Genomic DNA, 23,818 nt, shown 5'->3' on the forward strand with positions numbered 1-23,818 from the left:
TGACGATGCGGTGCAGCCTGGAAGGGCTGAGTCGACTAAGTCCCCACCCGCAGCGCGGCGCCCTGCTTGCGCAGGAGGGCGATCACCGAGAGCGGAGTGATCAGGCCGGTGCGGGGGTTGTCGGAGGGGATGTTCTCGATCGTCATCGAAAACCGTGCCGAATCCGAATCGACCTCGATGCGGTGGGTGTTGCGGGTGACGCCGGGGTCGGCCCAGATTTCCACCATGGTGCGGTCTGGGCCGATGCCGGCGAGCGACAGCGCCACCGCGACGTTGAGATTGGCCGGAAAGCCCTTGCCGGCCTCGCGGGCGCTGCCGTCGAACAGCTTCAGCGGCTCGGTCACGTTGTCGATGTCGATGCCGTTGTCGACGATGAACGGCGCGCCGCGCAAGCCGTCCACCGGCTTGCGCGTGATCATCCGTACCGAATGAATCGTGCCGACCGCGGCGGCCGTCACCGCGTCGAGGCCGATCAGCGCGCCGGTCGGCACGATGATCTGCCCGCCATTCTGTTTGGCGATGTCGATCAGGTCCTCGTGCTGCAGCAGCGCCGCAGCGCTGAGCACGATCGCGGTCTTGCCGCTTCTGACGAACGGCTCGACGATCGCGTGCAGCAGCCTGGCGGGTGCCGCCTCGATCACGATGTCGGCGTGAGCGTGGAGCTGATCGAGCGCTACCAGCTGCGGCGGGGTCCGAAACGTCGCGAGGAAATCGCGATGTTTCTCGGGGCTGCCGCTGGCGACGGCGGTCAGCGTCAGCCCGTCCAGGCCGCGATCGAGTTCACGTGCGATCGCGCCGCCAATTGCGCCGAGCCCGGCGATGGCGACGCGTTGCGGGGCCCGGCTGCTGTTCATCGGTCCGTCTTTGCCGATCAGACCACGCGCTCGCGATGGACGCTGCGGCAATCCATCTCGTAGTCGAGACCTTCGATCGGCGGGCGGTTGAAGTGCCAGGTCAGGCCGTGGCGGAATACGCCGCGCTTGCCGAGCTCGCTCTCCAGGAACGGATGGATGTCGTGCACGGTGTAAAGCTGTGCGCCGGTGACGTCGGCCCAGGTGCCGCCGAACGCGCTCATCCGGCGCTCCATCTCGCCGAGCACGAACTGCGCCTTCTGCTGCAGGCCGGTCGCGCTGGTGTCGCCGAGCGCCACGGTGTGGTCGCGATAATTGCCCTTGCCCTCGGGCGCCTCGCCGCTGCCGGCGATCACGAAGGAGGGCGGCGCGTTCTCGGCCGGCACCGTGTAGGAGAACGCGTAGAAGCTCGGCTCCGCCGGCGGATCGATCTGCGGGCAGACGTTGCTGCGGGCGATCGGGTTGATGCCGTCCTTCATGATGCCCCAGTCGACCAGCGTCTGGATGTAGATCTCGTTGAATGCCTTGAAGCCGGACTCGGTGAACGGCGCGGGCGAGCGCAGCTCGCAGGCGCCGAACGCGGTCAGCGGACGGCCGGCTTCCTTCAGGATCTCGGCGATCTTCGCAAAGCCCTGCTTCAGCGGCACAGGGTTGGCGAAGCGCACGCGCTCGATCGCAAAGCCCGGCAGCGCGGCGATGCCGCAGGAATACTGGAACACGCCCGGCATGTAGCGGTAGCCGCTGTTCGGGGCTTCGACGGTCTCGATCATGATTCCTCTTTCGATCAGGCAGTGAAATTCGGGAGTGTCATTCCTGCAGCACGCCCAGATAGGCGTCGCGGACGATCGGGTCGGCGAGCAGCTCCTCGCCCGAGCCCTCGCGGACAATGCGGCCCATGTCCATCACGAAGGCGCGGTCGCACAAATCAAGCGCGATGGTGACGTCCTGCTCGACCAGCAGGATCGAGGTGCCGCCCTTGTTGAGTACGCGCAGTGCGTCGACCAGCTGCTCCACCAGCAGCGGCGACAGGCCGAGCGAGAGTTCGTCGATCATCAGCAGCAGCGGCGCGCTCATCAGGCCGCGGCCGATCGCGCACATCTGCTGTTCGCCGCCGGACAGCGTGGCGGCCTGCTGATTGCGACGCTCGCGCAGTTTCGGGAACGTGCTGTAGACCTGATCGAGGTCGCGCTTGATCTCGGCGCGGCCCGCCTCGCGCAGGTAAGCGCCCATCAGCAGATTCTCTTCGACGCTCATGGCGCCGAACAGCCGCCGGCCTTCCGGCACGTGGACGATGCCGTGCGACAGGATCTCGGCAGCGCTGCGGCCGGCGAGGTCGTGGCCTTCAGAGCGATAGACGCCGGCGCGGACCGCGATCAGGCCCGACAGCGTCCGCATCAGCGTGGTCTTGCCGGCGCCGTTGGAGCCGATCAGCGCGGTGATCTCGCCGCGGCGCACCGCGAGGTCGATGCCCCACAGCACCTGGATTTCGCCGTAGCCGGCGTCGAGCCCCTTGGCTTCGAGGATCAGATTCTCAACCATGGCGGGCTGTCCGTTGCGCGTATTGCTGGCCCAGATAGGCCTCGACCACGGCCGGATTGCTGATCACCTCGCGCGGCGGCCCGTCGGCGATCGGATGGCCGTTGTGGAGCACGACGATGCGGGTGCAGACGTTCAGCACCACCTTCATCAGATGCTCGATCATCACGATGGTGATGCCGCCGGCGGCGAGCTGGTGAATCAGCTTGGTGGCGCGCTCGACCTCGGCGCTGTTGAGGCCGGCATTGACCTCGTCGAGGAACAACAGCTTCGGCTTCATCGCCAGCGCCTTGGCCAGTTCAAGCCGCTTGCGCATCGCCAGCGTCAGCGTTGCGGCGGACTGTTCGGCCTGGGCCTCGAGGCCGACGAAAGCCAGATGCTCGCGCGCGGCTTCGCGGGCCGATTTCAGGCTGGCGCCCGGCTGAGAGAACAGCGCCGCGGCGGCGACGTTGTCGAGCGCCGAGAATTCGGCGAACGGCTGCACGATCTGGAAGGTGCGCGACAGGCCGAGCCGGGCGGCCTGATAGGTCTTGATCCGGGTGATGTCCCGGCCGTCGAATACGACGCTGCCGGAATTCGCCGGGGTGACGCCGCAGATGGTGTTGACCAGCGTGGTCTTGCCGGCGCCGTTCGGTCCGATCAGGCCGAGCACTTCGCCGCGCGCGACCGACAGATTGACGTCGCGCAGTGCCTGCAGGCCGGAGAAGCGGCGCGAGACGCCGGTGAGGCGGAGCAGTTCAGACATGCTTGGTCCTCCGCCACAGCCGGTCGGCGCGAAGCGAGGTCAGGCCGTGCGGCAGGAACAACAGCAGCACTACGATCAGCACGCCGAGCACACCGGTGTGGATGTGGGTGTAGTTACGCCACACCAATTCCTCGAGCCCGAGATACAGGAACGCGCCGCAGGCGACCCCGAGCGGCGAACCGAGCCCGCCCATCAGCGCCATCACGATCGGCTTCACCGAATACAGGATGTCGAACACGTCCGACGGATCGATGTAGTGCACCCAGGCGGCGTAGATGCCGCCGGCGACTGCGACGAAGCAGGCCGACAGGCCGAACGCGGCTGCCTTGGCCAGCGTGGTGTTGAGGCCGACCATGCTGGACGCCGTCTCGTTCTGGCGGATGCAGTTCAGCGCGAAGCCGAGCTTGGAATTGGCCACCGCGATCACCATCAGGGCGGTCAGCAGCATCACGCCCCACATCGTGTAGAAGTAGTACGTCGCCTCCGCCATCACGCCGGCGCCGGAGGTGAGCGGAATGTTCAGCCCCATGCCGCCGCCGGTCAGGTCGGTGGCGTTGTTGACCAGTTCGCGCAGCACCTCGGCGAGCGACAGGCTGGCGATCGCGAAGTAGTGCCCGCGCAGCCGCAGCAGCACCGCGCCCAGCAATGCGGCGGCGAGCAACGCCAGCACGCCGGAGACGATCAGCGCCAGGCTCATCGGCACGCCCTTGCCCATCAGCACGCCGGTGCAATAGGCGCCGAAGCCGAAGAACGCCGCGGTGGCGAACGACGGATAGCCGGCGAAGCCGCCGACGATGTTCCAGGACAGCGCCAGCACCGCATACATGCAGGCAATGGTGCCGAGCCGCAGCGCATAGGCGCCGCCGAACAGCGGCAGCGCCGCCACGCAGGCGATCAGGATCAGAAGAGCGACATGGCTGCGGGTCATTATTCGAAGCCCTTTCGGCCGAGCAGGCCCTGCGGGCGCAGGATGAGGAAGATGATCAGCAACAGGAACGACAGCGTGGTGGCGTGCGCCGGGCCGAGATAGGTGGCGCCGACGGTTTCGACCAGCGCCAGCAGCAGCCCGCCCGCGAGCGCTCCCGAAACGCTGCCGAGGCCGCCGAGCACGCAGACCACGAAGGCCTTGCCGAGGAAGGTGGAGGAGGTCAGCGGCGAGATCGGGAAAATCAGCGCCATCAGCACGCCGGCGCAGCCGGCGAGCGCGGCGCCGAGCCCGAACGCGACCGCGTAGATCGACGGCACATGCACGCCCATCAGCACCGCGGCGTCACGGTCGAGCCGCACCGCCACGATGGCCCGGCCGACCTTGGAGCGGCGCAGCAGAAGATACAGCACAGCGGTGAGCAGCAGCGCCGTCACCGTCGCGATCAGCCGGTCGACCGGCACCACCACGCCGCCGATCGCCAGCGAGCCGAGCGGCGGGCTCAGGATCAGCTTGCGATAATCGGCGGTGAAGAAATAGATCATCGCGTTGTTCAGGATCAGATCGAGCCCGAAGGTCAGCGTCAGCGTCACCAGCACCGGCGCGGTGATCACCCGGTTGAGAACCAGCCGCTGGATGACGTAGCCGAATGCGAAGAACAGCGGCGCGGCGACGAAGATCGCGTACCACGGCGACAGATGCAGCCACTGGTACAGCCCGAACGCCAGATAGGCGCCGAGCACGATGAACGAGCCGTGGATCAGGTTGATGACGTTGAGCACGCCCCACACCAGCGAAAACCCGATCGCGATGCAGGCATAGAGACTGCCCAGCACCAGCGCGTTGATCAGGATCTGGATGGCTTGCATGAGCGCGGCTTTGCTTGGTTGGAGGCGAGAAATGTCGATGGCTAGGATGAAGCGGAGCCGGAGCGCCGATTCAGATCATTTCGGGCGAAACCTCACCCCGTCATTGCGAGCGTAGCGAAGCGGGCCCCATGCGTGGCATGGATTGCTTCGTCGCTTCGCTCCTCGCAATGACGGAGGCCGAGGGATTTGGAGAGTGCGAATCCGGAGCGACTTACTCGACGCCGATCTTGAATTCGCCCTGCTTGATCGCCTGCGGGAACAGCACCACCGGCTTGCCGCTCTGGATCTGGAAGACTGGCGGATCGAGCGAGTTGATCTGGCCGTTGGCACCGAACTTCACCGGGCCGAAGAAGGTGACGACGTCCATCTTGGCGAGTTCGTCGCGCACTTTCTCGCGGTCGGTCGAGCCGGCCTTTTCGATGGCGATCTGGAACAGCGCGCCGCACAGCGCCGCCGAGGCGTGCGCATAGTCCGGTTCGCTATTGTACTTCTCCTTGAACAGCTTCACGAAATTGGCGGTCGAGCCGAAGATGTCCTTGCCTTCATATTGCGCGGCCGGGTGCCACCAGGCGGCACTCGACACGTTCTCGGCGCCCTTGCCGAGCGCATCGATGAACTCCTGATAGGCCGGGCCGGCGATCATCGACACCACCGGCGCCTTGATCTGCTGGTCGGCCATCTGCTTGCGCACCAGCAGCAGATCGTTGGTGTAGCCGGTGACGAAAATCCACTGCGGCGCCAGCGCCTTGATCGACGACAGCGTCGCCGAATGGTCGAGCGTGCCGATCGCGTATTTCTCGAAATACGCCACTTCGAAGCCGGCGGCCTTGGCGGACTTCTCCATCTCCTGGGCGATCGCCAGCGGGAACAGATCATTGCGGGCCAGGATGGCGATCTTCTTCACGTCCGGCACCTTGGCCTTGACCATCTGGGTCAGCGGCGTCGTCAGGGTGTCGTTGGGCGTGAAGGTGCCGAACAGATATTTGTAGTTCTGGTCGTAGACCTGGACCGAGGAGGCGGTCGCGGCCAGCGTCGGCACCTTGTACTTCTCGGACACGGTGCTGGCGGCCTTGGCGGCGCCGGAGCCGAACGGCCCGAACAGGAAGTTGACGTTGTTCTGGGTGATCAGCTGCTCGCTCGCCTGCACGGCGCGCGGCGTGTTCGACTGATAGTCGGTGTAGACGATCTCGACCTTGTACTTCTTGCCGCCGACATTGATGCCGCCGGCCTTGTTGGCCTGCTCGGCCCACAGATTGTAGCCCTGCTGCTGCTTGATCGCTTCGGGCGCCAGCGGCCCGGTGATCGGCAGCGGTGCGCCGATCTTGATCACGTCGTCGGCCGACGCTGCGGCGATGTGCGTTCCGGACGCCAGCGCGGCGAGACCGAGCGGGACAGAGAGGCGGACGCAGCGAGCAACCCACGTGTGAAGCATGCGGAAGTCTCCAAGGGTGATGGCTGGGGCTGACTGTGCCAAACAGGCCGTTCGAATAAAAGCATTGAATTTCGAGGCCTCGGATCGAATAATTCGAACACTAGTCAATCGCTGCCGGAATTTCCGGCAATGGCGCAAAGAGAAAGATGGCGATGATCGAGTCGGCGGCGATCCGTTATTTCCGCGAGGTGACAGAATCCGGCTCGATCAAGCAGGCCGCCGCGACGCTGCGGATCGCGCCGTCGGCGATCAGCCGGCAGATCCAGGCGATGGAGGAGGAACTGTCGGTCAAACTGTTCGAACGCAACGCCCGCGGCATGGTGCTGACCGATGCCGGCCGGCTGGTGTATCGCTACGCGGTCGACAACCGCAGCCTGCTCGACGGCATCCGCACGCGCGTGCAGGAATTCGAGACGATGCGGCGTGGCCAGATCAAGGTCGCCACCGTCGAGGGCATGCTGTCGAACTTTCTGTCGAACTTCCTGATCGAGCTGTCGGCCGATTATCCGGGCATCTTCGTCTCGACCACGGTGCTCGGCTCGCGCGCGGTGGCGGAGATCGTCGGCCGCAACGAGGTGGATCTCGGGTTGCTGTTCGGCCGCGCGCCGCGGCGCGATCTGATCGAGCTGGCGCGGATGCGGCAGTCGCTGTGCCTGTTCGTCGCGCCCGGCCATCCGTTGGCGTCGCGGGAGTCGTGCACCGTCAAGGAACTCGCGGGGCTGCGCGTGGTGGTGCCGGATCCGTCGTTCGGCATCCGCCAGGAGATCGACCGCGCCTGCGCCACCGCCAAGGTGCGGCTGGAGATCTGCAGCGAGACCAATTCGCTGGCCTTCGCCCAGATGCTGGCGTCGCGCACCGACCTCGCCACCTTCCTGCCGCGCGACACCGCGATGCCGGCGATCGCGTCGGGCCGTCTGGTCGTCGTGCCGCTCCGCGATCCACGGCTGGAGGCGACGCAAGTCACGCTGGTCCAGCTCGCCTCGCGCAACATCTCGCCGTCGTGCCGGATGGTGGCGGAGCTGCTGGTCGCGCGGATGAAGAGCGCGCGGGAGTAGTTGCGCGCTGTTTTTGAAGCGAGGCGCCCGCCCCATCGTCATTGCGAGCCAACGGGTCGGCGCGAAGCGCCGCCCGATGACAGGCTCGGCGAAGCTCTCCAGGAGCTCCGAGTTCGGCGCCTCTGGATTGCTTCGTCGCTTTGCTCCTCGCAATGACGGGGAGAGGTCGTGCTTAAGCAGGTAGCGGCCTTACGCCGCCTCATCGCGCAGGTGATACCAGCGATACAGCATGCGCTGGCCGAGGCGGCGGAAGGGTTCGAAGGTGTGGGTGGGGAGCGGCGAGGTGAAGATCGGCAGGTCCTGGCCCTTGAAGTGCTGGCCCGCGATCATCTGCGCCATGCGGCGGCCGGCCTGCGCCGAATACGACACGCCGTTGCCGCCGTAGCCGAGCGCGTAGAACAGGTTCGTCCGCGGATCGGGGCGGAAGATGCGCGGCATCATGTCGTGGCTGACGTCGACCCAGCCCCACCACGAGTAGTCGATCTCGATACCCTGCAGCGCCGGGAATTTGCGGTGCAGGCCGTCGATCAGCAATTGCAGGTGCTTCGGCGCGTCGGCGTCGGCCCCGGTGATCGACGAGCGGCTGCCGATCTGGATGCGGTTGTCCGGCAACAGGCGGTAGTAGTAGCGCAGCGTCCGCGTGTCGGTCAGCACCAGCTTGGTCCGGAAGCCGGTCGCCTCGAGTTCGGCGGCGGTGAGCGGCCGGGTGACGATCGAGTTCGACAGGATCGGCATGCAGCGGCCACGCAGCGTCGGGGTCAGGCCGGGCGCCGTGTAGGCGCCGGTGGCGATGCCGACCGCGCGGGCCCGCACCGTGCCGCCCGGCGTGCGCAGATGCAGCTTGCCGCCGCGCTGCTCGATATTCGCAACCGGGCTCGCCGGATGAATCTTGACGCCGAGGTCGCGCGCCATCTGCTGATAGCCGAAGGCAAGCTTCGCAGGGTGTACGCCGGTGCCGAGCGGCTCGAGCACCGCGCCGACAGCTTCGGCCTCGTTGAGATATTCACGGCGCAACTGATCGGCGCCGATCATCCGGGTCTGCTCGCCGAAGGTGTCGCGCAGCAGCGTGGCTTCGGCCGAGATCTTGTCGAGGTTGCGCTGGCGATGCGCGATGTAGAGATGGCCGCCGCGTTGCGGCTCGCAGTCGATCGGGCTTTGCCGCACCAGCTCCTCGAAAGTCTCGAAGCCATCGCGGATTTCGGCGTGGAGCTGCTTGGCGACGTCGAGGCCCCAGCGTGCGATCCATTGCGAGCGCGTCAGCCGGCCGGCGGCGTTCTGGCCCTGGCCGCCGTTGCGGGTGCTGCAGCCCCAGGCGACGCGGTTGGCTTCGAGCACCACCGGCTTGAGCCCGTGCTCGCGCGCCAGGAAGATCGCGCAGGCGAGGCCGGTGTAGCCCGAGCCGACGATCGCCACGTCGGCGTCGATATCGGACGTGACCGGACCATCATCGGCGGGCAGCGAGCCGGCGGTGGCGTGCCAATAGGTCGGCGCGTAGTCGCGGTTGTGGCCGGGGCCGTCGCTGACCAGCGGATCGTAATGCGGGTCGTAGGCAGCCAGCGGCGGCGTCTTCAGCGGCCGGTTCATCATGCGGCTCCCTTGGCGGGCAGCGCCGGGCGGTCCTTGCGGAACGCGCTCTTGCTGAAAATCTTGTCGCCGCGGAAGCCGAACAGGTCGACGCCTTCCGCCTCGATGCGTGAACCATCTTTCGCCGTCGCGCGAAAAATCCATTCGGAGATGCCGCGGTCGCCGAACACGGCGTGGCGGGTGCATTCCCAGCTCACATCCGGGAAGGTTGCGAAGGTGCCTTCGAACGCGGCACGGACGTCGGCGGCGCCGCTGATACGGCGGCCGCATGCCTCGGGGCCGGCAGCGGCGTCGAACACGATATCATCCGTCATCACCGCCATCACGCCGGCGCCGTCGTGGCGGTTGAAGGCGGCGAACAGAAGTTCGAGTTGGCGCAGGCGCTGAGTATCAAGTTCCGACATAGCGAGCACATTCCATCATGGTGGGCGCAGGGGCGTCTCCGTGATGATGGCGCGGATCGGCCGGCAGCTTCGAGCACAGGCTGTCACGCTCCGCAGGGCGTGCTTAGAACCAGATGCCGTGATGTCTGCGGCCAGATCGAAGCGGCCAACTGGCCCAACGGCTTGGCTCCGGCTGGACCTTCGCGCGCGAGGCGCAATCGCCAAGGTGATACGATGATCAACATCGCCACCCGCATCAATCCCGCCATCGCGCCCGCCGTGTCGGACGTGTTCACGCAACTGCAGGGCCGTCACCTGATCGGCAACGCGCTGGTTCCGGCCGTGGCCGGAACGACGCTCGACGTACTCGACCCCGCCACCGGCGAAGTGCTCGGTCAGGCGCCGGCTGCGACGTCCGACGACGTCACCCGCGCGGTCGATGCCGCCGCCGCGGCGTTCCCCGGCTGGGCGGCGACGCCGGCGCGGCAGCGCGGCAAGCTGATCGCCGAAGCGGCGCGCGCCATCGCGGCGCGCAGCGACGTGATCGCCGCCGTGCTGGCGCTGGAGACCGGCAAGGCGATCCGCACCGAATGCCGCGGCGAAGTCACGACCGCGATCGATATCGTCACGATGTATGCGGGGCTGGCGTCGGAGCTGAAGGGCGAGACGCTGCCGTTCGATCCGCAGATCCTCACCTACACCAGCCGCGAGCCGCTCGGCGTCGTCGCCGCGATCCTGCCGTGGAACGTGCCGCTGGTGCTGATGATGCTGAAGATCGCCCCGGCGCTGGTGGCGGGCAACACGGTCGTGGTCAAAGCGTCCGAAGAAGCGCCGTTCGCCACCATCGAGATGGCGCGGCTGATGGCCGAGCTGCTGCCGGCCGGCGTGCTCAACGTGATCTGCGGCACCGGCCGCGATTGCGGCTCGGCGCTGGTCGAGCATCCGGCGGTCGCCAAGGTGACGTTCACCGGCTCGCAGGCCGTGGGCGAACTGATCTACCAGACCGCCGCGCGAAAGATCATTCCGGTCAGCCTCGAGCTCGGCGGCAAGAGCCCGATGATCGTCTATCCGGACGCCGACATGGCGCGCGTGATCGCCGGCGCGATCGCCGGGATGCGCTTCACCCGCCAGGGCCAGAGCTGCACCGCGGCGAGCCGGATCTACGTCCACAGCACGCTCGTCGATGCCTTCGTGGCGCAGCTCAAGGACGCGCTGGCCAAGCTGGTGATCGGTGATCCGCTCGATGAGGTGACCGATATCGGCACGGTGATCTCGGCGCGGCAGAAGGCGAAGATCGAATCCTATCTGGCACTCGGCGAACGCACCGCCGGCGCCCAGGTGGCGCGCTGCGGTGAGATGCCTCGCGCCAGCCATCTCAAGGACGGCCTGTATCTGCAGCCGACCATCGTCACCGGCCTGCCGGAGGATTCGCCGCTGATGCGTGAGGAGATCTTCGGCCCGGTGGTGTGTGTGCAGCCGTGGGACGATGAGGACGACGTTATCGCGCGCGCCAACGACAGCGATTTCGGCCTCGCCGCGACGGTGTGGACCCACGATCTGCGCAAGGCCCTGCGCGCGGTGCAGCGGCTCGATGCCGGCTACGTCCAGGTCAATCAGAACCTGACGATCCAGCCGAATCTGAGCTATGGCGGTTTCAAGAAGTCGGGCCTCGGCAAGGAGGCCTCGCTGGAAGCCATGCTCGAGCACTTCACCAAGAAGAAGACCGTCGTCATCGACATGCGGTGAACCCACCATGCAGGATCTGATCGCCGCCGCGCAGGCCGGCCTCGCCGGCGCGCTGCCGTCGCCGCGGATCATCGCCGAAACGATGGCGGCGGTGGCCGTGGCGGCGCTGCTGCGCGGCTTCACCGGCTTCGGCTTTGCGATGGCGGCGGTGCCGCTGATGGGCCTGTTCATGCCGCCCGCGACCGCGGTGCCGATCGCCGTGCTGCTGCAATTGCTGACCGGCCTCAACGATCTGCGCCGCAACCGGCGCGATTGTCACTGGCCGTCGCTGCGCTGGCTGATCGTCGGCGCGGTGATCGGCTCGCCGCTCGGCGTGCTGGCGCTGAGCGTCGCGCCGGCGCCGGTCGCGCGGATCGTCATCTCGGTGATCATCGCCATCGCGGTGCTGATGCTCGGCCGCGGCTTCGCGCTCGCCGGGGTGCCGTCGCGGACGGCGACCGCAGGCGTCGGCATGCTGGCCGGCCTGTTCAATGGTCTGGCGGCGATGCCCGGGCCGCCGGCGATCGTGTACTACATGTCGGGCCCGTTTCGCGCCATCGCGGCGCGCGCCTCGCTGCTGGTGTTCTTCCTCGTCACCTCGATTTCGGCCTTCGTCAGCATCGCGCTGGTCGGCCTCGCGACGCCGACGGTGCTGTGGCTGTCGGTGATCGCGTTGCCGGTGACATTCCTCGGCACCTGGATCGGCGAGCTCGGCTTTCGCCGCGGCACCGAGAAGCTGCACCGCCACGTCTCGATCGCCAGCCTCGGGATCATCGCGCTGATCAGCGCCGCGAAGGGCTTCAGCGAACTGATGTGAGGCGGTTCATGCGGTGGCCGTGCCGGACACCATCAGGCAGGGTCCGTATTAGTTGGTCTCGCCGCTACGGGCGTCCGCCGTGGCGATCACGGTCTGGTAGGCCAGCAACCGCTCGCGAACGCGGAGCGACGCGGCGGGCGTGGTGACGCCGAGCAACGCCAGCGACACGCTGTAGCCGAGTTCGGCCTCGACTTCGGGCTTCGACAGATCGCGCGCGATCCAGACGCTGATCGCCTGCAGCGCGATGCGGCGGAGGTTGATCGCGAGCGGCTCCTCGGCGACGAAATCGTGCAGATAGCCCCGTTCGGCCAGAGCGTGCGTCAGCCGCCGCCAGAATCCCTCGCGCAGCGGCATCGTCAGCCCCTGTTGCGGCGCGCCCTTCAGGTCGAGCAGTTCGCGATACAGCGTTTTGTAGAACACCGGGTCGGAGAACCAGAACTCGACGCACAGGCCGACGACTTCGTAGATCTCAGCCAGCGGATCGGTGACGTGCCGCTCGTGCACCGCGCGCGCGAACTCCGCCATGTCGGCGTCGAGCACGGCGAGCAGCACCGCCTGTTTCGAGCCGAAGACGTTGTAGGGCGTCATGTGCGCGACGTCGGCCTTGGCGGCCAGCGCGCGCATCGAGAATTCGGCCGACTCGGTTTCGGACAGCAACGCGCGGGCGCCGGTGATGATTTTCTGGCGCAGCTCTTCGCGTGCCTGCTCGCGTGGGGGCAAAGGTCGGGGTCCTGTAGGCATCACATCAGGGCGTCGTTGTAATCGCCTGCGCGGAAAATTGCGAAATCGCCTGCGACGATCCGGCCCCTGCGAGCGCGCTTGACGTGCGTTACGGGCGACGCATATAACGCGTTATATCAAAAATGGCGATCAACGCCATGCTGCGCCCAACGGCGCAGATCTCGGGAGGACGCGGTCTCATGCGTTTCAACGGCAAGGTCGCAGTCGTCACGGCTGCGGCGTCGGGCATTGGCGCCGCCACGGCTGCGCGATTCGCGCGCGAAGGCGCTCACGTTTATCTGTCCGATATCGATCAGGATGGTCTTGCGCGACAGGCAGAGGCTCTCGCTGATATCAGCGCGCGGATCTCGACGGTGGTGGCCGACGTCACCGTGCCCGAGCAGATCGCCGCGCTGATCGAAACCGCCGCGCGCGAACAGGGGCGGCTCGACATTCTGGTCAACAATGCCGGGATGGGCGCGTTCGGCCGCATTACCGACGTGACGCCGGACGACTGGCACCGCGTGTTCCGGATCTGCGTCGATTCGATCTTCTATGCGAGCCGTGCCGCGATCTCGCATCTGATCAAGACCCGCGGCAACATCGTCAACACCGCCTCGATCTCCGGCCTCGCCGGCGACTACGGCTTCTCCGCCTATAACGCGGCGAAGGGCGCCGTCGTCAATCTCACCCGCAACATGGCGCTCGACTACAGCCGAGACCATGTCCGCGTGAACGCGGTGTGTCCCGGACTGATCGCGACGCCGCTGTCGCTGAAGCTGCGCGACAAGCCCGCCGTGATGGCGGAGTACGACCGCCTGATCCCGCTCGGCCGCCCCGGCGCGCCTGAGGAAATCGCCAGCGCGATCGCCTTCCTGGCCTCGGATGATGCGTCCTACGTCACCGGCGTCAACTTCGCGGTCGATGGCGGCGTCACCGCCCGCACCGGCCAGCCGAATTTCCTGGGGCATCTGACGCCCGCGCCCTGAGCCCCGCGACCCGTGCAACCAACCACAAAGGAAAACACCATGTCCGCTGCGACTTCATCAGCCGGCGACTGGCTCGAGGGCGGCGAGCTGCTGGCCCGCACGCTGCGCGACGCCGGCGTCGACACCGTGTTCGCGCTGCACGGCGGCCATCTCGAGTCGTTCTATCGCGGCTGCATCGCCAACGAGATTCGCCTGGTCGACTTCCGGCACGAATCCTCGGCAGGCCATGCCGCCGACGGCTATGCCCGCGCCACCGGCAAGCTCGGCGTCTGCGTGATCACCGCCGGTCCCGGCTTCACCAATGCGGTGACGGCGATCCTCAACGCGCATCTCGACAGCATTCCGACGCTGTTCATCATCGGCTCGCCGCCGCTGCGCGAGGCCGAGACCAACGCGCTGCAGGGCGGCGTCGACCAGATCGCCGTCGCGCTGCCGATGGTGAAATACGCGCACCGCATCACCAACACCGAGCGCATTCCCGATCTCACCGCGCTCGCGATCCGCAAGGCCACAACCGGCCGGCGCGGCGCGGTGCTGCTCGACCTGCCGATCGACGTGCTGCACATGCGCGCCCACAAGGACGATGTCCGTCCCGCGCACGGCCTCACTATCAATCCCCGCCCGGCGCCGCATCCGGACGAGATCAAGGCGGCGATCGCGATCCTGAAAGCGAGCGAGCGCCCGGTAATCGTGGTCGGCGGCGAGGCGCGCTATTCGGACTGCCGGGACGATCTGGTGGCGCTGGCCGAGGCGACGCAGATTCCGGTGGTGTCGAACACCCGCGGCATGGGCGTGTTTCCGAGCAGCCATCCGCTCAACGGTCAGATGGTCGGCAATCTGGCGCTGCTGTCGGCGCAGCGGCCGGACGCCGCGCTGCTGCTCGGCACCCGGTTCGGCTTCCGTCTCGCCGGCCGTAGCACGGCGTTCTTTCCTGCCGACGCCCGGCTAATTCAGGTGCACAGCGACGCCGCCGAACTCGGCCGGCTGCGCCATGTCGAACTGCCGATCGTCGCCGATGTCGGCGCCGCGATTACCACACTGCGGACCGCCGCCGCGGCCGAATCCTGGCCGCAGCGGCCTGAGTGGATCGAGGCCGTGACCAAGGCGCCGGCCAGGCTGCATAGCGCGTTTCCGGACAAGCAGGCGCCGAAAGGCGTGCATCCGTTCTGGGCCGCGGAGGCAGCGGTCCGCGCCGCCGGCCCCGACGCCGCGATCGTGCTGGACGGCGGCGAGGCGGCGAGCTGGGCGGCGTTTCATCTGCGCGCCGACAAGCCCGGCCACGTTCAGGGCGTCGGCTATCTCGGCTGCCTCGGCACCGGCCCCGGCCAGTCGATCGGCGCGCAGGTGGTCGATCCGGACAAGCGCGTGATGCAGATCACCGGCGACGGCGCGATGGGCTTCCACATCCAGGAATTCGACACGATGAGCCGGCACCGGCTTCCGATCTGCACCATCGTGCTCAACAATGAGATCTGGGGCATGTCGATCCACGGCCAGCAGATCATGTACGGCGCCAACTACAGCGCGATCAGCGAACTGCGCGGCACCAACTACGCGAGCATCGCGGCGGCGTTCGGATGTCATGCCGAGCGCGTCACCGAGTTCGCCGAGATCGAACCTGCGATCGCGCGCGCCTATGCGTCGGGCAAGCCGTCCTGCATCGAGATCATGATCGATCCGGACGTCGTGCATCCGGTCACGACCGCCGCGCTCGGCACGATCAGCGACGAGAAGCGCGAGATCATGATTCCCTACTACGAGAACATCCCGATCCGGCCTCAGGCGTGAGCGTAGCGAACCGGTGCGAGCGGGGAGGGCGTCATGAAGGCGGCGGTGTTTGAAAAAACCGGGGAGCGCCTCGTCGTGCGCGACGTTGCCGTGCCGGTGCTCGGCGACGACGAGCTGCTGCTCGAGGTGGCGTTCACCGGCATCTGCGGGTCGGACCTGCACGCGGCCGAGACGCCGGGCGTGCTGCCGCCCGGCACCATCATGGGCCATGAATTCACCGGCGTGGTGGTGCAGTCGACGTCGCCCGACTGGCCGGTCGGCGCCCGCGTCGCGGCCAATCCGTATTGGGTGTGCGACACCTGCGCCGCCGGCGGCCGTTGCGAGGGGGGCGCAGATGCGGCCTGCAGCAGCGGCAGCTTCATGGGCTTCCGGCCCGATCTACCCGGGGCCTATGCCGACTACGTCCGGATCCGCGCCGCGCAGGCGATCCGGCTGCCGGACAATGTCAGCCTGCAGGACGGGGCGCTGATGGAGCCGCTTGCGGTGGCGCGTCATGCGGTCGACGTCTGCGGCCCGATGCAGGGCGCCAGCGTACTGGTGATCGGCGGCGGGCCGATCGGGCTGAGTGTGGTGCTGATGGCGCTCGACGCCGGCGCCGCCCAAGTGATCGTCAGCGAACCGGACCCAAACCGCCGCGCCTGTGCGCTGCAGGTCGGCGCTGCCGCCGTGATCGATCCGGTCGCGGAAGGCCTGTCGGCGGCGCTGACCCGGCTCGGCGTCGGCTCGCCCGGCATCGTGTTCGAATGCGTCGGCGCGCCCGGCTTTCTGCAGCAGACCATCGACATCATGGCGCCGCGCGGCCGGGCCGTGATCGTCGGCGTCTGCATGACCGAAGACCGGGTGCTGCCGCGGGCGGCGATCCGCAAGGAAGCGACGCTGAAATTCGTGCTCGGCTACACCATGGCCGATTTCCATCACGTCGGCCGCTATCTGTCGCGCCACGCCGCCACCGCCGCCGCGATGGTGTCGCGCGTGGTGAAGCTCGATGAACTACCCGAGATCTTCGACCGGCTGCGCAGCGAAAAGTCGCTGATCAAGGTGCTGGTGCGAGCCGGTCAGGGACCGGCCACATAACAACAAGGGGGAGAGCCCAATGAAAGCCATGGACCGCCGCCGGTTTCTGCTCGGCACCGCCACCACGATGCTGGTGGCAACATCATTTAAGGCGCAAGCCGCCGACACCACCGGCATCACGCCGACCAGCATCCGCATCGGCAGTACGTCGCCGCAGAGCGGCCCGGTGTCGGCCTATGGGGTGCAGGCACGCTGCCAGGCTGCGTATTTCAAGATGATCAACGATCGCGGCGGCATCGCCGGCCGCAAGATCGATTTCATCTACTACGATGACGCATTCAATCCCGCCAAGACCGTGGAGCAGACCCGCAAGCTGGTCGAGAGCGACGAGGTGGCGCTGCTGTTCAGCAATCTCGGCACCGCTCCCAACTCGGCGATCGTCAAATACGCCAACGCCAAGAAAGTCCCGCATCTGTTCCTGTCGGTGAACGGCGACAAATGGAGCGACTACAAGGCCCATCCGTGGAGCATCGGCTTCGCGCCCAGCGCGCGCACCGAGGCCGCGATCTTCGTCAAGCACATGCTGTCGGAGAAACCCGACGCGAAGTTCGCTGTGCTCTATCAGAACGACGATTTCGGCAAGGATTTCGTGCTCGGCGCCAAGGATGTGCTCGGCGACCGGCAGGCCGGCCAGCTCGTGATGCTCTCGCACGAGACGTCGGACCCCACGATCGATTCGCAGATCCTTCAGCTCCGCGCTGCGGCGCCGGACGCGCTGATCTCGGGCACGACGGCGAAATTCACCGCGCAGGCGATCCGCAAGGTCGCGGAGACGCGCTGGCAGGTTCGCCACTACATCACCGGCGGCTCGTCGTCCTATGCGGGCACGATCGGCCCGGCCGGCCCCGAGAACGCGGTCGGCGTGATCTCGTCGGCCTATCTCAAGGACGTCGCCGATCCGAGCTGGAAGGACGACCAGGGCATCAAGGATTTCCTCGCCTTCATGCAGAGCGACTTCCCCGAAGGCAACAAGGACGACTTCTACAATCTGTACGCCTACACGGTGGCGTCGGCGCTGGTGAAGGTGCTGACGCAGTGCGGCGACACTTGCACGCGCGAGAACATCATGGCGCAGGCGACCAATCTGAAAGACGTCGAGCTGCCGACGCTGCTGCCCGGCATCCGGGTCAACACCAGTCCGACCAATTACCGGCCGCTGACGCAGGTTCAGTTGCAGAAATGGGACGGCAAGGCCTGGATGCGGTTCGGCGACGTGCTCAGCGCGTAGTCGAGGGGGCGCTAACGGCCGAGATGCCGCGCGATCACTTCGCCGAGGCGCCGGATGCCGACTTCGATGCGGTCGGTGCGGATCGACGAGAAGCCGAGCCGGAAGCAGTGCCGGCTCGCCGTCTCGTCCATCGAGAACACCGCGCCGGGCTCGATCACCACGCCCTGCGCCAGCGCCTCGCGCGCCAGCGCGGTGGTGTCGGTGCCGGGCGGGCAGGCGATCCAGTAGTTGGTGCTGCCCGGGCCGCGCGAGAACGTGCAATCCGGCAGATGTTGCGGCAGCAGCCGGTCGAGCATCCGGGCGCGCTCCAGCAGCACGCGGCCGACCTGCTGCAGGTGCGAGCGATAATGGCCGAGGCCGATAAACAGTGCGGCGACGCGCTGATTGTTGAGCGGCGGGTGGCGCAGCATCAGCCGGCGCAGCGCGCGAAGTTCGCGGATCACCGGCGCCGGCGCCACCACGTAGCCGAGCCGCAGCCCCGGCGCGAGCGCCTTCGACAGGCTGCCGACATAGAGCACGTTGCTGGCGTGATCGAGACTCTTCAGCGGCGGTAGCGTCGACGCCTCCGGCATCAGCTCGCCTTCGTAGTCGTCCTCGACCAGTACGACGTCACCGGTCTCGGCGGCCTTCAGCAGTTCGAGCCGGCGCTGCAGCGGCATCACCGTGGCGGTCGGGCATTGATGGCTGGCGGTGACGTAAGCCAGTGCGCAGCTCTGGAACGTCTCGTCCGGCAGCAGGCCTTGCGCGTCGGAACGTAGCGGCTGCACGTCCGGCGTCAGCATCCGAAAGATGTTGCGCGCGTCCGGATAGCCCGGCTCCTCGATGCCGACGCGGGTCCGGTCGTTGATGAAGAGCGTGGCGATCAGATACAGCGCGTGCTGCGCGCCGATCGTCATCATGATCTCGTCGGAGCGGGCGTGAATGCCGCGGCGAGGGAGAACCTGCAGCTGCAATTGTTCGATCAGGGCCGGATCGTCGCCGTCGATCAGGTCCCGCGCCCAGTTGTTGATCTCCGGAACGCTGAGCGCCGCGCGCGCGGACTCGCGCCAGTCGTTGGTCGGGAACAGGCTCGGATCGAACTGACCGAAAATGAACGGATAGGGTTGCGCCTGCCAGTCGGCCGGCTTGACGATGTTGCGGTGCGCCGATGGCTGCACCGCGTAGCGCGCGGCCCAATGCGCATCGTCGCGGCTGGCGGCTTCCGCCGGCTCGGCGCCGGTGGCGATCTTCTTGGACAGGCCGGCGACGAAGTAACCGCTGCGCTGCCGCGACACGAGGAAGTTCTGGTCGACCAGCTGCTCGTAGGCGATCACCACGGTGTTGCGCGACACTTTCAGCACCGCGGCGAGATCGCGGCTCGACGGCATCCGCATGCCGAGCGGCAGCCGGCCGTCTTCGATCGCGGTGACGATGATCTGGCGGATTTGCAATTGCAGAAACGAGCCGCCGCGATCCATCCCACGGAACAACGCGCCCCAGAACAGCGTGTCGCTGTTGCCTAATGAGGCGGCATTTGCCGAATGATCATGCGCGCCGCCTTGCGGCGCATGCGGGTAAGTGAGCTGTGCGAGCTTTCCCAAACGATATAACCTACTCAACGCGGGCGGATCCCGACGGGCGGAATCCAAGTATGTTTGTTTGAAACCAAGAAGCAAGAAGTCTGCCATCGAGCCCGGCGCTGGGCGGATAGGTGCTGGCTCCATTCGTCCGGGCCATCTGGCGCTAGTGCGGTCCGGTCGATCGCTTCACGCTTGCAACTGTAAGTTCGAAAGGCTCAGCAGCGTGAATCAGGACACCGTCGTTTATTCGGCCCGCAAGATCATCACGATGAATCCGATGCGTCCGGTCGCGACGCATGTTGCAGTGCGTGATGGGCGGATCGTCGCGACGGGCTCGGCCGATGAGTTGTGCGTGAATGGCGCGCGGCTCGATAATCGCTTCGCCGACAAGGTGCTGATGCCGGGCTTCGTCGAAGGCCACGCCCACATCATGGAAGGCCTGATGTGGAAGCAGCCTTATGTCGGCGCGTTCGATCGACGTTCGCCGGAAGGCAAAGTGGTCGCCGGCGTGCCGGATATCGAGTCGATCGTTTCGCGGTTGCAGCAAGCCGAAGCCGCGATGCCGGATGACGCCACGCCGCTGTATGCCTGGGGCTTCGATCCGCTGCATATCGGCGGCAAGATGCTGACTCGGCAGGATCTCGACCGCGTCTCGACCAAGCGGCCGGTGCTGGTGGTCCACGCGTCGTTTCATATCAACAACGTCAACACCGCGACGCTCGAACTCGCCGACCTGCTGCGCGCGACCGACATTTCGGGCGTCGTCGCCGGTGCCGACGGACTCGCCAGTGGTGAACTGCAGGGCATCCCGGCGCGGATGCGGCTGTTCCGCGCGCTCGGCCACAACCCGCTGGCCGGCACCATCACCGAGGCCGACGTGCGGCGCTACGCGGCATCGTCCTGCGTGCAGGGCGTCACCACCGTCACCGACCTGCACAACGACCTCAACGATCCGACCATCGAGGTATATCGCAGCGTCGCCAGCCAGGACGATTTCAGCGTCCGCCTGGTGCCGGCGCTCGCCGCAGTGTCGCACACGCCCGAGCAGGCGATCGCCAAGCTCGAGGCGCTGCGCGCGCACGCCAATCCCAAGCTGCACTACGGCATCGTCAAGCTGGTGGTTGACGGTTCGATCCAGGGCTTCACCGCGCGGCTGCGCTGGCCCGGCTATCACAACGGCGCCGCCAACGGCCTGTGGTACATCGCGCCCGAGGAACTGCCGCGGCTGGTCGACAAGTATCACCGCGCCGGCGCCCAGCTCCACATCCACACCAATGGCGACGAGGCGACCGAAGCGGCGCTCGACGCCATCGAGGCGGCGCAGATCGCGGCGCCGCGGCCGGATCATCGTCACACCTTGCAGCATTGCCAGATGGCGGATGCGGCGCAGTTCCGGCGCATGAAAAATCTCGGTGTCTGCGCCAATCTGTTCGCCAACCACATCTACTACTGGGGCGATGCGCATTACGAACTCACCATGGGGCCGGAGCGCGCATCGCGGATTGACGCCACCGGCACCGCGCGCCGCATCGGCGTGCCGTTCGCGATCCATTCGGACGCGCCGGTGACGCCGCTGGCGCCGCTGTTCACCGCCTGGTGCGCGGTCAATCGCGTGACCTCGGGTGGCCGTGTGCTCGGCCGCGACACCGAGGCGCTCACCGTCGAGCAGGCGCTCGCCGCCATCACGGTCGATGCCGCCTACACGTTGAAGTTGGATCATCTGGTCGGCAGCATCGAGACCGGCAAATACGCCGACTTCGCCGTGCTGGAAGACGATCCGCTGAGCGTGGCGCCGGAGAAGCTGAAGGACGTCGCGATCTGGGGTACCGTGGTCGGTGGCGTCGTCCGGGAGGCGCCCCGCGCATGAGGAAAGCGACCGCGACCATTCCAGTCACGGTGATCGGCGGCTTCCTCGGCGCTGGCAAGACCACGTTCGTCAATCATCTGCTGGCCGGCGGCGGACCACGGACCGCGGTGCTGGTTAACGATTTCGGCGAGATCAACGTCGACGCGGCGCTGATCCAGGGCCATGACGGCACCACCATGACGCTCACCAACGGCTGCATCTGCTGCAGCATCGGCACCAGCTTCATCGAAACGATGTGCAAGGTGCTCGATGCCGAAGTGCCGTTCGAGCGCATCGTGATCGAGGCCTCCGGCGTCGGCGACCCGTGGAAGATCGCCGAGATCGCGCTGATCGAACCGACGCTGCGGCTCGACCGCGTGATCGTGCTGGCCGATGCCAGCCGGATCGCCGCGCTGATCGACGATGCGCGTGTCGGCGCCACCGTGCGCAGCCAGTTCGAGCGCTGCGACGTCGCGCTGTTGAGCAAGACCGATCTGGTCGACGCCGCGGCCCTGACCGCTGCGCATGCGGCGGTGCGGACGCTGCGTCCCGGCCTTCGGATCGTCGAGACCGCGCCCGGCACGATGCCGACGCTCGCGTCGCTGGATGCGCCGGCGAAAGCCTCCGCATTCCGGGCGGATTCGCCGGCGGCCTCCGATCACGGCGCCAGCTTCCGCAGCTTCGCGTATCGCCGCGACGGCACCTTCGATCGCGCCCGGATCGCCGGCGCAGTGGCGGCGCTGCCGCCCGAATTGCTGCGGCTGAAGGGCTCGTGCCGGCTCGACGGCGAGGACGCCGCGCAGGTGTTTCAGATGGTCGAAGGTGTATGGTCGCTGTCGCCGGCGGCTGCTCCGTCGGCGACCGATCGCACTGAGCCGGCGGGGATCGTGCTGGTCGGCGTCGGCACCGCCGCTCTGCCGGAGCCGGCCGTCCTGGATGCGATCCTCGACCGCGCGCTCGCGGCCGGAGCCGCGGCGTGAGCGCCGCGCCCTGTTGTCTCGTCTCGTCGATGCGCAGCGCTTGCGTGCCGATGGCTGGTAGTCTCGAACCCTCATGCCGGAGTTCAAATCGATGAAGTTGACGAAGCGATCCTTTGTTATCGGCGCTCTCGGGGGCGCCGCCCTGATGGGACTGCCGTTCGAAACCCGCGCGCAGTCCGCCGGCAGCGGCGGCACGCTGGTGATCGGTTCGACGCAGGTGCCGCGTCACTTCAACGGCGCGGTGCAGTCCGGCATCGCCACGGCGCTGCCGAGCACGCAGATATTCGCCAGCCCGCTGCGCTTCGACGACAACTGGCAACCGCAGCCTTATCTCGCCAAGTCGTGGGAGGTCGCGCCGGACGGGCTGTCGATCACGCTGAAGCTGGTCGACGACGCGGTGTTCCACGACGGCAAGCCTGTCACCTCGGAGGACGTCGCGTTCTCGATCATGACCATCAAGGCCAACCATCCGTTCAAGACGATGCTGGCCGCGGTCGATAGCGTCGAGACGCCCGATCCCAAGACCGCGGTGATCAAGCTGGCGCACCCGCATCCCGCGCTGCTGCTGGCGATGTCGCCGGCGCTGATGCCGATCCTGCCCAAGCACGTCTATGGCGACGGCCAGGACGTCAAGACCCACCCGGCCAATCTCAAGCCGGTCGGCTCCGGTCCCTACAAGCTCGGCGAATACAAGCAGGGCGATTACTACACGCTGGAGAAGTTCGACAAGTTCTTCATCCCGGGCCGGCCGAAGCTCGACAAGATCGTGGTGCGGCTGATCTCCGATCCGAACGCCCTGATGGTCTCGACCGAACGCGGCGAAGTGCACGCGCTGCCGTTCCTGTCCGGCGTGCGCGACATCGACCGTCTCGAGAAGTCGAAGGATCTCGTGGTGATCGACAAGGGCTTCGCCGGCCTCGGCGCGCTCAACTGGCTCGCCTTCAACACCAAGAAGAAGCCGCTCGACGACGTCCGCGTCCGCAAGGCGATCGCCTATGCGGCGAACCGCGACTTCATCGTCAGCAAGCTGATGGGCGGCAAGGCGATGCCGTCGATCGGCCCGATCGCACCGGGCTCGCCGCTCGAAGAGAAGAACGTCGAGCAGTACAAATTCGACGTCGCCAAGGCCAACAAGCTGCTCGACGAAGCCGGGCTGAAGCCGGACGGCAACGGTGTCCGCGCCACGCTGACGATCGACTATCTGCCGGGCAATGACGAGCAGCAGCGCAACGTCGCCGAATACATGCGCTCGGCGCTGAAGCGCGTCGGCCTCACCCTCGAGGTCCGCGCCGCGCCCGACTTCCCGACCTGGGCGCAGCGGGTGTCGAACTTCGATTTCGATCTGACGATGGACTCGGTCTACAACTGGGCCGATCCGGTGATCGGCGTCGACCGCACCTACCTGACGTCGAACATCCGCAAGGGCATCATCTGGTCGAACACCCAGCAATATTCCAACCCGAAGGTCGACGAGCTCCTCGGCAAGGCGGCGGTCGAGACCTCGCCCGAGAAGCGCAAGGCGTTGTATTCGGAATTCCAGAAGATCGTCGTCGACGAGGTGCCGATCTTCTTCATCAACGCCGTTCCGTTCCGCAGTGCCTTCGCCAAGGGCCTCGGCGGGCTGCCGACGACGATCTGGGGTGTCGTCTCGCCGCTCGACGAAGTGTACTGGGCAACGCCGCCGAAGACCTGATCAAGCAGAGCGCGGACGA

Annotated in this window: 21 protein-coding genes; 10 read left to right on the forward strand and 11 right to left on the reverse strand. The window is 66.9% G+C overall.

Annotated elements, in window-relative coordinates:
- Positions 1-35 precede the first annotated feature (35 nt).
- From LPW26_RS08380 to LPW26_RS08410, 7 genes are all read right to left on the reverse strand, one after another.
- Complete coding sequence (locus LPW26_RS08380; protein WP_238734193.1) at positions 36-854, reverse strand: aspartate dehydrogenase; 819 nt, start codon at positions 852-854, stop codon at positions 36-38.
- A gap of 17 nt (positions 855-871) precedes the next feature.
- A complete protein-coding gene (gene cnbZ / locus LPW26_RS08385; RefSeq protein ID WP_238734195.1) occupies positions 872-1,621 on the reverse strand; it encodes a 2-amino-5-chloromuconate deaminase CnbZ in 750 nt (249 codons plus the stop codon).
- A 37-nt stretch (positions 1,622-1,658) separates the two neighbouring features.
- Entirely contained in the window at positions 1,659-2,390 is a 732-nt protein-coding gene (locus tag LPW26_RS08390) for an ABC transporter ATP-binding protein (RefSeq protein ID WP_238734197.1), read from the reverse strand.
- Positions 2,383-3,132: an ABC transporter ATP-binding protein gene (locus tag LPW26_RS08395; protein ID WP_238734199.1), complete on the reverse strand. Its 750-nt coding sequence runs from the start codon at positions 3,130-3,132 to the stop codon at positions 2,383-2,385. The genes LPW26_RS08390 and LPW26_RS08395 overlap by 8 nt, the downstream gene beginning before the upstream one ends.
- Positions 3,125-4,060 (reverse strand): branched-chain amino acid ABC transporter permease, encoded by a 936-nt coding sequence (locus tag LPW26_RS08400; protein WP_238734201.1) that lies wholly within the window; start codon positions 4,058-4,060, stop codon positions 3,125-3,127. The genes LPW26_RS08395 and LPW26_RS08400 overlap by 8 nt, the downstream gene beginning before the upstream one ends.
- Entirely contained in the window at positions 4,060-4,926 is an 867-nt protein-coding gene (locus LPW26_RS08405; RefSeq protein ID WP_238734203.1) for a branched-chain amino acid ABC transporter permease, read from the reverse strand. Before LPW26_RS08405 ends, LPW26_RS08400 begins: the two co-directional genes overlap by 1 nt.
- A gap of 211 nt (positions 4,927-5,137) precedes the next feature.
- Positions 5,138-6,358 (reverse strand): amino acid ABC transporter substrate-binding protein, encoded by a 1,221-nt coding sequence (locus tag LPW26_RS08410; protein ID WP_238734206.1) that lies wholly within the window; start codon positions 6,356-6,358, stop codon positions 5,138-5,140.
- Between the two features lie 146 nt (positions 6,359-6,504).
- On the opposite strand from LPW26_RS08410, the gene LPW26_RS08415 reads away from it, so the two are divergent.
- Positions 6,505-7,413 carry a LysR family transcriptional regulator gene (locus LPW26_RS08415; protein WP_238734208.1) on the forward strand — a complete coding sequence of 303 codons (909 nt, stop codon included), beginning with the start codon at positions 6,505-6,507 and terminating at the stop codon, positions 7,411-7,413.
- Between the two features lie 189 nt (positions 7,414-7,602).
- On the opposite strand, the gene LPW26_RS08420 is transcribed toward LPW26_RS08415, so the two are convergent.
- Together LPW26_RS08420 and LPW26_RS08425 are read right to left on the reverse strand one after the other, a co-directional pair.
- On the reverse strand, positions 7,603-8,997 hold the full coding sequence (locus LPW26_RS08420) for an NAD(P)/FAD-dependent oxidoreductase (protein WP_238734209.1): 1,395 nt from the start codon (positions 8,995-8,997) through the stop codon (positions 7,603-7,605).
- Positions 8,997-9,401 carry a nuclear transport factor 2 family protein gene (locus LPW26_RS08425; protein WP_238734210.1) on the reverse strand — a complete coding sequence of 135 codons (405 nt, stop codon included), beginning with the start codon at positions 9,399-9,401 and terminating at the stop codon, positions 8,997-8,999. Before LPW26_RS08425 ends, LPW26_RS08420 begins: the two co-directional genes overlap by 1 nt.
- A gap of 213 nt (positions 9,402-9,614) precedes the next feature.
- Here LPW26_RS08425 and LPW26_RS08430 point away from each other — a divergent pair, with 213 nt between their 5' ends.
- Together LPW26_RS08430 and LPW26_RS08435 are read left to right on the forward strand one after the other, a co-directional pair.
- The gene (locus LPW26_RS08430; protein WP_238734211.1) at positions 9,615-11,126 is read left to right on the forward strand and encodes an aldehyde dehydrogenase family protein; all 1,512 of its coding nucleotides are present in this window, start codon (positions 9,615-9,617) and stop codon (positions 11,124-11,126) included.
- Positions 11,127-11,133: 7 nt separating this feature from the next.
- Entirely contained in the window at positions 11,134-11,922 is a 789-nt protein-coding gene (locus LPW26_RS08435; protein ID WP_238734213.1) for a sulfite exporter TauE/SafE family protein, read from the forward strand.
- Positions 11,923-11,970: 48 nt separating this feature from the next.
- Here the strand turns inward: LPW26_RS08435 and LPW26_RS08440 are convergent, their stop codons facing one another.
- Positions 11,971-12,642 carry a TetR/AcrR family transcriptional regulator gene (locus LPW26_RS08440; RefSeq protein ID WP_238734214.1) on the reverse strand — a complete coding sequence of 224 codons (672 nt, stop codon included), beginning with the start codon at positions 12,640-12,642 and terminating at the stop codon, positions 11,971-11,973.
- Positions 12,643-12,842: 200 nt separating this feature from the next.
- Here LPW26_RS08440 and LPW26_RS08445 point away from each other — a divergent pair, with 200 nt between their 5' ends.
- From LPW26_RS08445 to LPW26_RS08460, 4 genes are read left to right on the forward strand one after another with little or no spacing between them, the layout of a single operon-like run.
- Entirely contained in the window at positions 12,843-13,631 is a 789-nt protein-coding gene (locus LPW26_RS08445) for an SDR family NAD(P)-dependent oxidoreductase (protein WP_238734215.1), read from the forward strand.
- Positions 13,632-13,670: 39 nt separating this feature from the next.
- A complete protein-coding gene (locus LPW26_RS08450) occupies positions 13,671-15,419 on the forward strand; it encodes a thiamine pyrophosphate-binding protein (protein WP_238734216.1) in 1,749 nt (582 codons plus the stop codon).
- A 33-nt stretch (positions 15,420-15,452) separates the two neighbouring features.
- Entirely contained in the window at positions 15,453-16,493 is a 1,041-nt protein-coding gene (locus LPW26_RS08455) for a zinc-binding dehydrogenase (protein ID WP_238734218.1), read from the forward strand.
- 19 nt (positions 16,494-16,512) lie between these two features.
- Positions 16,513-17,721 carry an ABC transporter substrate-binding protein gene (locus LPW26_RS08460; protein WP_238734220.1) on the forward strand — a complete coding sequence of 403 codons (1,209 nt, stop codon included), beginning with the start codon at positions 16,513-16,515 and terminating at the stop codon, positions 17,719-17,721.
- Positions 17,722-17,732: 11 nt separating this feature from the next.
- Here the strand turns inward: LPW26_RS08460 and pdxR are convergent, their stop codons facing one another.
- Complete coding sequence (gene pdxR / locus LPW26_RS08465; protein WP_319942169.1) at positions 17,733-19,301, reverse strand: MocR-like pyridoxine biosynthesis transcription factor PdxR; 1,569 nt, start codon at positions 19,299-19,301, stop codon at positions 17,733-17,735.
- Positions 19,302-19,503: 202 nt separating this feature from the next.
- Here pdxR and LPW26_RS08470 point away from each other — a divergent pair, with 202 nt between their 5' ends.
- From LPW26_RS08470 to LPW26_RS08480, 3 genes are all read left to right on the forward strand, one after another.
- Positions 19,504-21,147 (forward strand): amidohydrolase, encoded by a 1,644-nt coding sequence (locus tag LPW26_RS08470; protein WP_238734222.1) that lies wholly within the window; start codon positions 19,504-19,506, stop codon positions 21,145-21,147.
- Entirely contained in the window at positions 21,144-22,106 is a 963-nt protein-coding gene (locus LPW26_RS08475; RefSeq protein ID WP_238734223.1) for a CobW family GTP-binding protein, read from the forward strand. Before LPW26_RS08470 ends, LPW26_RS08475 begins: the two co-directional genes overlap by 4 nt.
- 91 nt (positions 22,107-22,197) lie before the next feature.
- Positions 22,198-23,799 (forward strand): ABC transporter substrate-binding protein, encoded by a 1,602-nt coding sequence (locus LPW26_RS08480; protein ID WP_238734224.1) that lies wholly within the window; start codon positions 22,198-22,200, stop codon positions 23,797-23,799.
- Positions 23,800-23,818 lie beyond the last annotated feature (19 nt).

It is taken from the genome of Rhodopseudomonas infernalis, assembly GCF_022271405.1.
In the GTDB taxonomy this organism is placed as follows: Bacteria; Pseudomonadota; Alphaproteobacteria; order Rhizobiales; family Xanthobacteraceae; genus Rhodopseudomonas; species Rhodopseudomonas infernalis.